Below are 14737 nucleotides of genomic sequence, written 5' to 3'. Positions count from 1 at the left end.
ATCATCTTACAATAAATCATTGATACACTTTTTTGATATAAGGAATAATTTTGAATAACGACGTTTTACAAGCATTAAATTTATTAAAATCGAAAAAATGGATAGATTTGACTCATGCATTTGATCACAATTCACCCCATTTTTTTATGTTTAAACCGGCTGAAATAAAAACACTATTTGACCACAGTGATGGCTTTTTAGCGCAAAACTTTAGTTTTGCTGGTCAATATGGTACTCATTTAGATGCACCAATTCATTTTGTTCCTAATACTCGTTATTTGCATGAACTTGAATTACAGGAATTAGTATTACCTCTAATCGTAATTGACCAATCTATACGAGCAAAAGAAGATCCCAATTTTTCTTTTTCTAAAGATGACGTATTAGCTTTTGAAAAGCAACATGGGCAAATTGAAGCGGGTAGTTTTGTTGCGTTGAGAACAGACTGGAGTAAAAAATGGCCATCACAATCTGCAATGGAAAATAAAGATGAGGATGGAAACAATCAAATTCCAGGCTGGGGACTTGATGCATTAAAATTTTTATTTGAAGAGCGAAAGATTAAAGCTATTGGCCACGAAACTTTTGATACTGATTCAGCGAAAACATTTCGAGAAAATAATGCGCTAAAAGGCGAATACTATGTTTTAGAGCAAGATACTTATCAAGTAGAATTAATGACAAATTTAGATCAATTACCAACCAAAGGCGCGGTTATCTTTAATATTGTAGCCAAACCAAATAACGCTTCGGGTTTTCCAGTACGCTCTTTTGCAATACTACCGTAATCTATTTTGCCTAAAAATCGATATTAAAAATTTTTAGAGCCAAACTATTCTGATATAAAAAACGGTCATTACTGACCGTTTTATTTACTAACCTTCAATTAGTTTTGGCGTAGCATCCAAAGGAATAATAGCACCTCGATACTGAATCACTGTACCGGCAACTAGGTGACCTTGGCTTGCTGATTGTGAAAGATTTTTACCACTTAAACGTGCAGCTAAATAACCCGCACTAAATGAATCCCCAGCTGCCGTGGTATCAATAACATCTTCTTTAGCGATTTTATTTGCTGGAACGTCAAAACGCCCTTCCACAGAATCAATAATACAACTATCGCTACCACGTTTAATGACTACTTCAGAAACACCAAACTTTTTAGTTCGTTCAATTACTTGTTCGTACGGTAACTTGCCCCATAATAAGTCTTCATCATCTAAAGTTAAAAACGCAATATCAGTAAATGATAAAATATCAGAATAGACACTTCGAGCCAAATCCAAGCTACTCCATAAACGTGGTCTGAAGTTATTATCAAAAATCACTTTACCACCATTGGCTTTAACTTGTTTTAATAGATCTAATAATTTGATAATACTTTCCGCATCTAAAATTGCAATACTGATACCACTTAGATAGACATAATCGTATTTAGCAATTTGCTCAGCAATTTTTTCTGTTTCAGCTGTTTTTAACCAAAATTTAGCAGCTGCATCATTACGCCAATAATAGAAAGAACGCTCACCCTGTTCATCAGTAACAATAGAATAAAGTCCTGGCATTTTATCAGACATTCTTTGTACCAAATCAGTTGAAATATGCTCTTTTTGCCAGCTATCAAGCATCTCTTGACTGAAAGGATCTGTTCCTAAACCAGTCACATAATGAATCGAAAAATCTTTATTTTTTAATAAACGAGATAAATAAACCGACGTGTTAAGAGTATCTCCCCCAAAGCTACGGGTTGTTGAATCTTGTTTTATTGAAAGTTCAATCATACATTCGCCAATAACAGCGATTTTTGTTGTCATAGTGCTACCTAAAATCCTTACTTCTATTTATAAATAATCTGATGCGATTTTTACCACAACTTTACGAACCGTTGCAATCTTATTATCGACAGCACAAAGCGGTTTATGTACTTCATTAGGTAAAAATACAATAAAATCGTCTTTCTGTAATACTAACATAGTTTCTTCGTTAGGTGTTTTGATAAAAGCGATATCATTTTCTGTTATTTTATCTTCTAATACTTGTGTATGAGGAGGTAGAGTGGAAACAGCCATTCCTTCTTGACCATCTAAAACAATCTGCACATCAATATACTTTTTATGGTACTCAGGGTTTGCTTCATGAATATATCTTAATGAATTGTCAGAAACCATAAAAAACATATTATCGCTGTCAATATCATAACGACCAGCTGGTGTATTGCTATTAACGTTGTCTTTTACATATTCAATTGATTGTTTAATCTTGGTAGGCAAATAAGGAATTAAATCCAAATGATTAACATTACCTAAAATCATACTTAACGGTCCTTAATTTCTCAAATGAGGTAATAACTTAAATTAGCTTTATCCGCTTTTATCAATAGCGAAGAAACCTATATAAAAAGAAGTATATACTTAAGTTAGTCATTTTTGTAGATCATTTAGCAATAAGTTTTCAAAGGTTTTTATGTTGTAATTGACATGCTATACTTCAAAAAAATCATAAAAAACTGAAAAAATGAAAACATTTGTAATAAATTTAGAAAGACAACCCCAAAAAAAACAATATATACAACAAGAGTGTCAAAGATTAAAGCTTGATTTTGAAATTTATAATGCAGTCGATGGAAGTAAACTGACAGAATCATTTATTAAAAATAATGTTCTTGATTATCCAAATAATTTTTTAACTAAAGGTGAGATTGGCTGTGCACTTAGTCATTTTAATATCTATAAAAAAATTGTTAATGATAATCTACCTTATGCTTTGATTATTGAAGATGACTCAGTCATAGCTAACAATCTTCCTGATTTTTTAAACAGCTTTGAAACTAAAAATACCAAAAAAGGCATTTTTTTATTAACCGCCGACTTCCATTATCTGATTAATAAAAAATACCTATTAGATAATTTCGAAATTGTTGAAGTTACTCGCGCCGTGAGAGCCAACGGTTATATCATTACTAATGACGCAGCCAAAAAACTAATAAAATTCTTATTTCCTATTCGTTATGAAGCGGATATGTTCAAAGTTTTTAAATTATGTGCCAATATTAAATTGTATGCTACTTTACCGGCGTTAATAACAAGTAATGATGTATGTTCACTAAACTCATCAATCCATAATGAGCGAATACACCAAATCAAACAACGTTCAGAGTACAGAAAAAAATTATTTAAAAAAGACAAAAAGCAAAGACGGATCGCACTATGGTTTTGGAAGCACTTTATCAATCGTTTTGAAAAAACCAAATATTATATCGATTAAAGTAAGCATCACTTTTCTGTTATTTTTGATTTATATAAGATTCATGAAAAGATATTTTTCTTAATTAATACAATTAAGGTATTTATTTTTATTAATCGAATACGCTCAACCAATGAATACCAAGTTTTTAAGTTTATATCATAAGCCTTAAAACAATTATTATGAAATACCAATGATATAAAAAAGCCTTGATAAACAAGGCTTAAGATAAAAAGATTATATGGTATTTGTTGCAATTATTCCCACTCAATAGTGGCAGGCGGTTTTCCACTTATATCATATACAACTCGTGATATTCCATTGACTTCGTTGATAATACGATTTGATACTCGCCCTAAGAATTCGTAAGGTAAATGTGCCCAGTGAGCGGTCATGAAGTCGATAGTTTCAACAGCACGTAATGAAACAACCCAATCATATTTACGTCCGTCTCCCATCACTCCAACTGAACGTACTGGTAAGAATACGGTAAATGCTTGGCTGACTTTGTGGTATAGGTCAGCTTTATAAAGTTCTTCGATAAAAATAGCATCGGCTTGTCGTAATAAATCACAATACTCTTTTTTCACTTCACCAAGAACACGCACCCCTAAACCTGGACCTGGGAATGGATGGCGGTAAAGCATATCGTAAGGTAAACCGAGTTCTAAACCAACTTTACGTACTTCATCTTTGAATAATTCTCTTAATGGTTCTACTAGCCCCATTTTCATATCTTCAGGTAAACCACCAACATTATGATGTGATTTGATCACGTGGGCTTTACCTGTATCAGCAGCAGCAGATTCAATGACATCTGGATAGATAGTACCTTGAGCAAGCCATTTGACATCTTTTAATTTTGCCGCCTCTTCATCAAAAACAGCGACAAATTCACGACCAATGATTTTACGTTTAGCTTCAGGATCAGCCTCTCCCTTCAGAGCAGCCATAAAGCGATCTTCGGCATTAATTGCGATAATATTTAACCCAAATTTATCACCAAACATATCCATGACTTGTTTTGCTTCATTTAAACGTAATAAGCCATGATCAACAAATACGCAAGTTAACTGGTCACCAATGGCTTGATGTAATAATAATGCAGTAACCGAAGAATCAACACCACCTGATAAACCTAATAATACTTTATCTTTACCGACTTTTTCTTTTATACGAGCAATTGCATCAGTAATAATAGAAGACGGTGTCCATAGCTTTTCACACTGACAAATATCAATAACAAAACGCGTTAATAACTCTAATCCTTTAACCGTATGCGTGACCTCTGGATGAAACTGTACGCCATAAAACTGTTTTTCATCGTTAGCCATAATGGCGAATGGACAAGTTTCTGTTTGCCCAATTAAGGTAAATGTGTCAGGTAATGAAGTAACTTTATCACCATGACTCATCCATACATCAAGTTGCTCTATACTAGCATCATTGGTGCTATCTAAAATACCGTCTGTTAATTTTGATTTTGCAACAATATCAACTTTAGCATAACCAAACTCTCGTTGATTAGAAGCTGTAACTTGTCCACCCTTACCTACTTGAATTGCCATAGTTTGCATACCATAGCAGATACCTAACACTGGCACGCCAGCGTTGAACACATATTCTGGTGCTCGAGGGCTATTTTGGTCAGTAGTACTTTCAGGACCACCAGATAGAATGATACCTTTAGGGTTAAATTGTTTGATTTTTTCTTCCGAAACATCCCATGGCCAAAGTTCACAATAAACACCTATTTCACGAACCCGTCGAGCAATTAATTGGGTAACTTGCGAACCAAAATCAAGAATTAAAATACGTTGCTGGTGGATGTCATTTTTCATCAAATTTATTCCTAAACTATGGACTAATACAAAATCAAGGCGCTATTGTATCATTTACCGATTAAATTGAACGGATTAAATGAAAAACAATTGTAAATATTTTACATTAATATATTTTAAATCGGTTAAACATTTAATCTTGTTAATTTTATTAGATAATTAATTATATTAAAGAATCAAATACCTGACTATATAATACTTATTTATTCATTACGTTAGTTGAGGAATTTTGAATAATCCCACAATTTTAATCTATGCAAAAAATTTTCTTTACTTATTTAATAAGTATACTTATAATAAGTTTACTTATTAAATAGAGGAAAAATAATGAACACAATTTCAATCTCTTTCGTATTACCAACAAAGGCAAAACCATCTAAAATTTGGCAATACTATACCGATCTTAATTTAAGAAAATTATGGGAAACTGATCTTGAAGATTTTCGTATTTTTGGTGACTTGAAAACAGGCACTAAAGGTATTTTTAAATTACAAAATATACCAGAAATGGAAGTGACTTTATCAAAAATCATTGATGAGCAAGAATTTACTGAACAATTTGATATGCCTGAAATAGGTTTACTATTTTTCTCGCATCAAATTGTTGAAATTTCAGAAAATCAATATGCTTTGAAATCAGAGATTTCATTAAAACCAGATACAAAAATGGACACTAAAGCATCCTATGATTTTATAAAACAGATTTCTGATGATATTATTGATAAAACTTACAAATTAAATGGCTTAGTTGAAGGATAAATTATGGCAAAGGGCGATAAGTTTTTGACACAATTTCAAAATGATTCTCAATCCATTGGTTTTATTTTTATGAAAACTTATTCGTCCTGGCATACAAATATCAAAAGTTGTTTGAAAAAACAGTCTATCACTCATCCTCAATTTATCGTACTTGCAACACTTGCTTATTTATCACAATACAACGATGAAATAACACAAGTCACTCTATCCAATCGAACAAATATCGATGTGATGACAATCTCACAAATTTTAGAGAATTTAGAGAAAAAAGATTATATTGAGCGCCACTGTTCAAGCAAAGATAGTCGAGCAAAATCCATTCAACTGACACAAAAAGGGTTTGATAAAGCAAATGAAACTGTACCTTTAGTTGAACAAATTGATAAAGAGTTTTTTTCAACATTAAAGGATGATAAAAAACTATTTATGTCAATGTTATTAACACTATTAGAAAGTCAAGGTGAATAAAGTAATTATCCTTTATCATATTTATTCAAGTTTAAAACATCAAATGGCTTTAATTCATCTAAAAATCAATTTGTTAAGTACTAATAGATGAGTTCTATTTAACAAAAATTTCATAATAAAATGATTTGTTGGGTTAAATTTATTCCAATCTTAAAAATATCACTTTTGCCATTTGCAATAAGTTTTACGCGATGAACATTAAGCTATATTATTTTATTTAACTTGATTATTAGTTACTTTTTTATAAAAAAGTCTATACGTAATGCATGACTAGCCATTACGTATAGAACAAAGAAATAAACTTATAATTCTAAATTACCATTTATGTTCTATTCCAATATTTCCTTTATAGCCTTGATGCTTGGTACTTCCAAAATCATATTCATAACGAGCATCACCATAAAGAAAATTATCTTTGCCTAATTCCATTTTTATACCAACCCCCAATTCTCCCCAAGTAGTTGCATAATTTTCACGTAAACTATCTTTACCTATTGTGACATGAGTTGGCTTAATAAAGTCATGCCAAACATTACCAATTGCATAAATCGACATAATTTGTCGATCTGCTGCTTGATTATTATGGTCTACTCGTACACCTATTCTACCACGCAATTGATCCTGATTATTCTGATCGACTTGACGATATTTATCTTTAAAACTATCCAAATTAAGATATTGATAAACAAGTTGAGCTTGAGGTTCGATTAGCCATTGGCTTGAATCAAGTTGACTAAAGTTGAAGGCATGTCCGGCTTCTGCTGAAACAGCTACACCAAACCCATTTTGATGGATAGAACGGGCTTCTTTTCGTGCGTCATATTTATTGCGGATTGAAGAGAACTGTCCAACTAAATCTAAATAACTGTTATTAGCTGAAAAATAGGTATTAGTTAACCCAAGGCTAAATGCTTCCGAAGTACCTTTCCCAGTTTTTTTGTTATGAGAAATTAAACCATTAACAGCACGATATTTATCGGAAAAATCAGTATTAGCTTTAGTATATGAAAGATAGGCACCAGTATAATTGTGGCTTCCATCTTCGAATAAATTGTTTACCAGATCATGGCCAAGTTGTAATCCATAAACGTCAGTTTCTAAATTCAACCGTTTTTTTCCGTCTGATTTAAGATGTTTGCCTAATACTCTTCCCCAAGTTTCACTTAAATGTTCTTTGCAAGTACTACAATTAGCTAAGTTAAAGTTAGCATATTCGCCTCTACGTTCATGCAAAGTACCAATACTTAATAATCCTTGTTCTTGGTTTACTCGTGGCATTGATACATAACCAGAAACGGCATTTGAATAGATCACCTTTTTAGGTTTTTCTGGTTCAACGGGTTTGACTGGTTCGAATGGGTCGATTGGGTGAATAGGATTACTTGCCTTCATAGTCCAATAGTATTCATCACCATTAGTTGTTTGACGTTTTGCCAACTGAACTTCTGTTGCACCTGTCGTTTGTGCCTCACCAGTAAAATTGCTTTCTGAGCTTGAAGTTCCGACATCAATAACAGGAATACTATTCAATATTGCAGCAACTTGCTTTATGTTACCATCAATGAAATTTTCAGTTCCATTTGCATTAACAGGAATAACTTTAGTAACACCACTTGCAGCTCCAGTAATTTTTAGTAAGTCTGATTGTGAAGTATTATTATTCCATAACGTATTCATCTTAACTATTGCATTATTTGATGCCGAGTAATTACCTTGAATAGTTAAACTATCATTATATTTTCCATGGGAATGATTATCTAAACTGATAATACCACCATCACTAATAACATTACCTTGTAAAATAAACTCATTTGCGCCCGCATCATCAAATGCAGCATTAAGTAATGCACCATTTGATAAAGTTAAATTATCAAATAAAGCAGTTTTACTGGTATCATTTGCTTTCAAATTCCAAGTAAAACCATTATTTAAGTTTAAGTTGAGTGTAGGAGTTTTATTGGTATCTAAAACTTCACCCTCTTCAGTTTTAACCAAACCTTTATAAACCAGCCCAGTCATACTTCCATTGTCAGAAGCATTAAAGGTAACTGATGACGCTTGATAATCATCATGACTTTGTTCTGTGCCAGTTTGATCATAGGTATTTGAAAAGAACTGATAACCAGATGCGGTATAATTTCCACTCACGTTAAGAATATAACCCGCATCATTTGCTGTTAGATCAGTTTTATCACCGGTAAAAGATAATACAGTATCGACTTGACCTTGATCGACAAAAATTAAATCTTTGCGACCAACAGAACCACTGATAACCGGGTCAGCACTAGTACCATTCGTAGTAAATATCGCATTTTTAAAGCTTGCACTTACACCATGTGATGCAGCCTGTTCAAATACACCACTTGAATTAGCATCATCATGAGTCCCGATTTCAAGTGCATAACCATTTGTTTTGATGATTGTCGAACTATCGTCATAATCTGCTTTTAATAAAGAATTGCGAACCATCTTAATACCAGAACCATTTAAAGCATTTGTAGTATCAATATTAAGTTCACCATGAGATTCTAAAATACCAGCACCTTCACCAGTATTACGCGTCTTTCCTAATTTGACACCCACACTGTCCCAGTTCAATGATGAACTATCGCTACCTTTATTCAACACTATGCTATTTTTAGCGCCTTTTAAAATCACTATTGGTGTTAATTGACCATCAGCACCAGTATCATTCGCTCCACCATGATTGGTTGCATTACCCGATACATAAATACCGATGGCGCGATTACCAGTCAAAGTCATATCCAAATCATCATTAACAATAACTCGCCCTGCAGAACCTTGACCATTATTGTCATATGCTCCTTGAATAGCACGAATACCATTATTTAATATTGGAGAGGTTTTACCACCTGACGTTGTTTGGTTGATCGTCAGTTTATCAACTGTCACTGTGCTATATTTACCATTATAGGCGTTTCTCTCACCGGCATTTGCAGCTGAACCCGTTAATATCCCATAAGCAGCCACACCACCACTAGAGTTACGACCACGTGTATAGTTATCAGTTATATTTAATACAACATCTTTAGCAGTAATATCGACATTGTGATAAGTCGTAAGCCCCATCACATTACCATCATTCTTTATAGTGAAATTTAAATTACCCGCTTTAATTGAGCCACCAGAAACACCATAAGTATATTGGTTACCTAATCCAGTATAATCGGCACTGACATTTGCAGTAAGGGTCGTATCACCCACATTGAGTTGTTCATGTAATTTACTCCTAGTTAAAATATAAAAACTAGCATTGCCACTTTGCGTTGCAGTAGCAGCATTAATATTATTACAACTAGGATCATTTTGGCCTACTAAATAAGATCCATCAGAATTTGCTATACAATCCAATGCAAACGAAGAAGTTGAAGCTGATAAAATTGAAACAGTTATCACTACTTTACTAACACGTCGTGCCAATTCAGAACAAACTATGCTAGTACCAGTTAGAAAATTAAATTTTGTTTGGTATATTTGATTCATAATTCTATCCTTATAGACTCTAACATTGAACTTTTTTTACAACGGTGTTTGTTTTTGATTTGTGGTAACCATAAAAGCAGAGATTATTTTTTAGAACTTTTTTACAAATAGATTTCAATAAGAAAGATTCATTCCGTCCAAATGGGCAAAAGAAAGATAAAAGCCATAACTGTTTACTTTCATCTCTCTTATTACATTGAACAAAATTCACATAACTTTTCGTTTTGTTTAGATATTCCCGTTCCTCATCTTTATTTAAATAAGCCCAATTGAGATAACCGAGTGGTCGATTATTTTTAATGAGTAAAATGAAATTCCTAGACTGAATAGTAGGCAGTAAAGTTTCCAATGCTGAACTTATGGCAACATTTCTATAATTGGAATTCCTGTTCCATAACCAAACCATAGCGCCTAATACTTCGGCTTCATTCCATGAAGTATCATGATAAATGCTGGGTGCAATGACTCTAATGGAGTCCTGATTAAGACAATTCATTCCGTTATACCTTTAGTATTTTTAATTAAAAATAATATTGAAAATAAACCTTATCTTTCTTAAAACTTAGGGATATAAAAACAGCTTTGCTTAATCTTTAAACGGGTAATGAAATGGACAAATAATTAACAAATTGATTAAATTAGGGAGATATAGACCATGTATAGCCATATAGCTTAAATAAATTAATCAAAAAGAACTTTATAATGTATAGAATCGGAACAAAAAACAGCGCTAAATAATGTATAACTTACATCATCCTTAACTAATTTCGTCACTTTATGTGATTGGACTTATCGGATAGATAAAAAATGAGAGGTCTATGAAAAACCTCTCATAAATTTAAACATAAATATTAATAATTTACTAGCTATTTTTTTCTTGCGCGGATTGAATAGCAGTTAAAGCAATAGTATAAACAATATCATCAACTAACGCACCACGAGACAAATCATTAACAGGCTTGCGCATACCTTGTAACATAGGTCCAATTGAAACAAGATCAGCTGAACGTTGTACAGCTTTGTAAGTTGTATTACCAGTATTTAAATCAGGGAATATAAACACCGTCGCTTTACCTGCAACTTTAGAATTTGGCGCTTTTGATTTCGCAACATCAGGCATAACCGCAGCATCATACTGTAAAGGGCCATCAATCATTAAATCTGGACGTTTTTCTTGAGCAATACGTGTTGCTTCTTTCACTTTTTCAACATCAGCACCTTGACCAGAACTACCGGTTGAGTAAGAGATCATAGCCACACGAGGTTCAATACCAAAAGCAATAGCAGTATCAGCAGATTGAATAGCAATTTCAGCAAGTTCTTGCGCATTTGGATCTGGATTAATAGCGCAATCCCCATAGATATAAACTTGATCAGGCATTAACATAAAGAACACCGATGAAACAAGCGAACTACCTGGAGCAGTTTTGATTAATTGTAGCGGAGGGCGAATAGTATTGGCTGTAGTATGAACAGCACCAGAGACTAAACCATCAACCTCATTTGCTTCAAGCATCATTGTACCAAGCACAACATTATCAGCTAATTGCTCACGCGCAATAACTTCAGTCATACCTTTGTTTTTACGTAATTCAACTAAACGAGGTACATATTTATCACGAATGCGTTCTGGGTCAACAATTTCAACACCTGCACCTAAAGTAACACCTTGCGACGCAGCCACTTTACGGACCTCATCAGGATTACCAATTAACACACACTTAGCAATATGACGCTCTGCACAAATTGCAGCTGCTTTAATTGTTCTCGGCTCATCCCCTTCTGGTAACACCACCACTTTTTTCGCATTACGTGCAAGCTCAGTTAATTGATAACGGAATGCTGGAGGAGATAATCGACGAGCAGAACTAACCACTTCATTCAATGATTTAATCCAACTTGGATCAATGTGATCGGCAACAAAATTCTGAGTATTATCCATACGTTCTTTATCATCGACCGGGATTTCTAAATTGAATTGTTGTAAATTGATTGAAGTTTGGAATGTATTGGTTTTAACAGTAAATACTGGTAATCCTGTATCAAAAGCAGGTTGACACAATTTATAGATTTTTTCATCAATATCATAGCCACCAGTCAATAATACACCACCAATAGCAACACCATTCATTGCAGCTAAACAGATTGTTACTAAAACATCAGCACGATCAGCTGAAGTTACTAATAACGCGTTCGGTTGAAGGTGATTAATGATATTTGGAACGCTACGAGAACAGAAAGAAACATGTTTAATTCGACGATTTTTAATACCGCCTTCATTAATGATTTTAGCTTGTAAATGATTAGCAATGTCATATGTACGACAAGAACTTAAATCGATGTTCCAAGGAATACAGCCAAGTACAGGTAATGGGCTATGCTCGCTTAAATCATTAATTGTAATTTTCTTACCATCAAATTTAGGTGTATGATAAATTTCAACAACATCTGGACGAGCGAGATTTTGTTCTTCTACTGGTGCATTGACTTTGTTAACAATCACACCAATAATCTTATCATTTTTGATGCCACCAAAATTAGAACGAGCAATCTCAATGCGTTCTTTTAACTGCTCTGGATCATCTTTACCCATATTAACCACAAAAATAATCTCAGCACCTAAAGTCTTCGCGATGTTATTATTTAGCTCATTAGCAAATGGATAATCAATAGTTGGTACAATACCTTCAACTAAAACAACATCAGCACCTTTAGTATTTTCTGCATATAGTGCAACGATTTCTTCCATCAAAACATCTTGTTGATTCAAACCTAATAAGTTTTCAACATAACTCATTTTTAAAGGTTTCAAAGTTGGAATCGATGTATTATTACTAACTAAAGTCGTTGTATTATCAGGCGCATCACCACCTGCTCTTGGTTGGGCAACTGGTTTAAATACATTTAAGTTAATACCTTGACGTTCCATTGCTCGAATAACACCAAGACTTACACCCGTTAATCCAACATTGGTACCAGTTGGAATCAGCATAATGGTACGAGACATAATAAGTTTCCTCTTAATTCTTTATTAAATCCAAAAACAAACCGCCTTAACGGCGGTTTTAAAGTGCTTAAGCTGTTAAGCGTGCTGCATCTTGTGCGATGACAAGTTCTTCATTGGTAGGAATAACCATTGCAATAGCAGAACCATCTTTAGTGATCACACCACCGTTACCAAAACGTGCAGCTAAATTGCGTTCTTTATCAATCTCAAAACCAAGTATACTTAATTTTTCTAAAGTTTTACGACGAATACATTCAGCATTTTCACCAATACCACCAGTAAACACGATTGCATCTAAACGGCCGTCTAACAACATCGCATAACCACCAATGTATTTGACTAAACGGTGAACAAATACTTCTAAAGCATTTTTAGCATTTTCGTCTTTATCTGCATTATCTGTTACATAACGGCAGTCGCTACTTACACCAGTAAAACCTAATAATCCTGATTTTTTATTTAATAAATTATTAATATCAGCAACTGACATATTTAAATTGTCATGTAAAAAGAACATGATAGCAGGATCGATATCACCACTTCGTGTCCCCATAACTAAACCTTCAAGTGGTGTTAAGCCCATAGAAGTTTCAATACTTTTACCGTTTTTCACAGCAGTGATTGAAGCACCATTACCTAAGTGGCATGTAATCACATTCGTTTGATCAACAGGTTTATTTAATAATTTTGCAGCTTCTCGGCTGACATAATAATGACTAGTACCATGAGCACCATAACGGCGAACACCGTACTTAGTATATAATTCATTAGGAATTGCATATAAATATGCTTCTTTAGGCATTGTAGTATGGAAAGCTGTATCAAATACTGCAACATTTTTATTTTTTAAATGAGGAAATGCAATAAAAGCTTCGCGAATACCAATTAAATGTGCTGGATTATGTAAAGGCGCAAAAGCAGAAGCTTCTTCAATACCTTTTAAAACGGAATCATCAATCACAACTGATTGGGTATACTTCTCACCACCATGAACAATACGGTGCCCAATTGATTTTATGCTGTCTAATAATTCTGGTTTTTGTGGAAAAATGTTATTAACAATGAATTTAATCGCTTCGCTATGTGCTGCACCAGCGCCTAAAGAAGCTTCTTGTTTTTCACCATCTAATTTCCATTTGATACGTGCATCAGGAAGGTGAAAACATTCAGCTAAACCAGATAAAAACTCATCACCATTTTCAGGGTTAATAATAGCAAATTTTAAAGATGAACTTCCACAATTCAGAACGAGAGCGTTATTACTTGATGACATAGTAATTCCTATAAATTGAATAAAAGATTTTTACCAATCAATATTGGCAACTCTACACATGACAAATAATCAATGTGTTATATAAGGCGACTTCTGATATCTTGAAATTTGAGATAAAATAAAGAGAGCCCCCAATTTGAATGGCACTATTTTAAGACAATAAAATGTGAATGTCGAGGAATCCAAACCAGATGAACTTAGTTAAAATTTTTAAGGCAGGTCAAATATATATGGATATTTGCCCAAAAGATAAAGCCCTATCCTATTCATTTCCTGAATTAAAAATTATTAACTACATCAAAGTTGCAAAAAAAATTTTACCGCCAATCATCATCGGCTTAATTCTTTGGCAATATTATTTACCCGCGCAATTAGCGGTAACAGCAATCACAATTCTATTTGCCTTAAGTTTACCTATTCAAGGGATCTTGTGGTTAGGATATCGGTCTAAATCGCCATTACCGCTCAACTTAATTGACAGCTATAACCGAATCAAATTGCAATTAATTGAAAAAAAGATATTAAGTCCGAATAAAAATCCAAATGAAAAATTAACTTTTGAATCGTTAATGAAACTAATAAACTTATCTAAAATTCATTTAGGGAATTATTTTGGGCAAAATGACGATAACCAACCATAAA

Annotated in this window: 12 protein-coding genes; 5 read left to right on the top strand and 7 right to left on the bottom strand. The window is 33.3% G+C overall.

The genetic code is table 11. From position 1 onward, the window contains the following. The first annotated feature begins 50 nt into the window (after positions 1-50). On the top strand, positions 51-788 hold the full coding sequence (locus GYM76_RS04045; RefSeq protein WP_255561386.1) for a cyclase family protein: 738 nt from the start codon (positions 51-53) through the stop codon (positions 786-788). Between the two features lie 87 nt (positions 789-875). Here GYM76_RS04045 and GYM76_RS04040 read toward each other — a convergent pair whose 3' ends face one another. Both GYM76_RS04040 and GYM76_RS04035 read right to left on the bottom strand, forming a co-directional pair. Continuing rightward, positions 876-1814, bottom strand: coding sequence for a sugar kinase (locus tag GYM76_RS04040; protein WP_220225985.1), 939 nt, complete (start codon positions 1812-1814; stop codon positions 876-878). Between the two features lie 27 nt (positions 1815-1841). Beyond that, positions 1842-2312 (bottom strand): YhcH/YjgK/YiaL family protein, encoded by a 471-nt coding sequence (locus GYM76_RS04035; RefSeq protein WP_220225984.1) that lies wholly within the window; start codon positions 2310-2312, stop codon positions 1842-1844. Positions 2313-2514: 202 nt separating this feature from the next. On the opposite strand from GYM76_RS04035, the gene GYM76_RS04030 reads away from it, so the two are divergent. Further along, positions 2515-3264 carry a glycosyltransferase family 25 protein gene (locus tag GYM76_RS04030; protein ID WP_220225983.1) on the top strand — a complete coding sequence of 250 codons (750 nt, stop codon included), beginning with the start codon at positions 2515-2517 and terminating at the stop codon, positions 3262-3264. Positions 3265-3500: 236 nt separating this feature from the next. Here GYM76_RS04030 and guaA read toward each other — a convergent pair whose 3' ends face one another. Next, positions 3501-5084, bottom strand: coding sequence for a glutamine-hydrolyzing GMP synthase (gene guaA / locus GYM76_RS04025; RefSeq protein ID WP_220225982.1), 1584 nt, complete (start codon positions 5082-5084; stop codon positions 3501-3503). 327 nt (positions 5085-5411) lie between these two features. On the opposite strand from guaA, the gene GYM76_RS04020 reads away from it, so the two are divergent. Both GYM76_RS04020 and GYM76_RS04015 read left to right on the top strand, forming a co-directional pair. Next, entirely contained in the window at positions 5412-5843 is a 432-nt protein-coding gene (locus GYM76_RS04020; RefSeq protein ID WP_065563054.1) for a hypothetical protein, read from the top strand. 3 nt (positions 5844-5846) lie between these two features. Then, positions 5847-6311 carry a MarR family winged helix-turn-helix transcriptional regulator gene (locus tag GYM76_RS04015; protein WP_065563053.1) on the top strand — a complete coding sequence of 155 codons (465 nt, stop codon included), beginning with the start codon at positions 5847-5849 and terminating at the stop codon, positions 6309-6311. 315 nt (positions 6312-6626) lie between these two features. On the opposite strand, the gene GYM76_RS04010 is transcribed toward GYM76_RS04015, so the two are convergent. The 4 genes from GYM76_RS04010 to GYM76_RS03995 all read right to left on the bottom strand — a co-directional run bounded on the left by GYM76_RS04010 (position 6627) and on the right by GYM76_RS03995 (position 14095). After that, positions 6627-9815 (bottom strand): autotransporter outer membrane beta-barrel domain-containing protein, encoded by a 3189-nt coding sequence (locus GYM76_RS04010; protein WP_220225981.1) that lies wholly within the window; start codon positions 9813-9815, stop codon positions 6627-6629. 19 nt (positions 9816-9834) lie between these two features. Further along, positions 9835-10311 carry a toxin-activating lysine-acyltransferase gene (locus tag GYM76_RS04005; protein WP_065563051.1) on the bottom strand — a complete coding sequence of 159 codons (477 nt, stop codon included), beginning with the start codon at positions 10309-10311 and terminating at the stop codon, positions 9835-9837. A 366-nt stretch (positions 10312-10677) separates the two neighbouring features. Next, positions 10678-12822 (bottom strand): phosphate acetyltransferase, encoded by a 2145-nt coding sequence (pta, locus tag GYM76_RS04000; protein WP_065734033.1) that lies wholly within the window; start codon positions 12820-12822, stop codon positions 10678-10680. Positions 12823-12889: 67 nt separating this feature from the next. Continuing rightward, entirely contained in the window at positions 12890-14095 is a 1206-nt protein-coding gene (locus GYM76_RS03995) for an acetate kinase (protein ID WP_220225980.1), read from the bottom strand. A gap of 191 nt (positions 14096-14286) precedes the next feature. On the opposite strand from GYM76_RS03995, the gene yfbV reads away from it, so the two are divergent. Then, complete coding sequence (gene yfbV, locus GYM76_RS03990) at positions 14287-14736, top strand: terminus macrodomain insulation protein YfbV (RefSeq protein ID WP_220225979.1); 450 nt, start codon at positions 14287-14289, stop codon at positions 14734-14736. Position 14737 lies beyond the last annotated feature (1 nt).

It is taken from the genome of Gilliamella sp. ESL0443, assembly GCF_019469165.1.
In the GTDB taxonomy this organism is placed as follows: Bacteria; Pseudomonadota; Gammaproteobacteria; order Enterobacterales; family Orbaceae; genus Gilliamella; species Gilliamella apicola_E.
The sequence above is the reverse complement of the archived record's forward strand: the minus strand, read 5'-3'. Positions and strand labels throughout refer to the sequence as shown.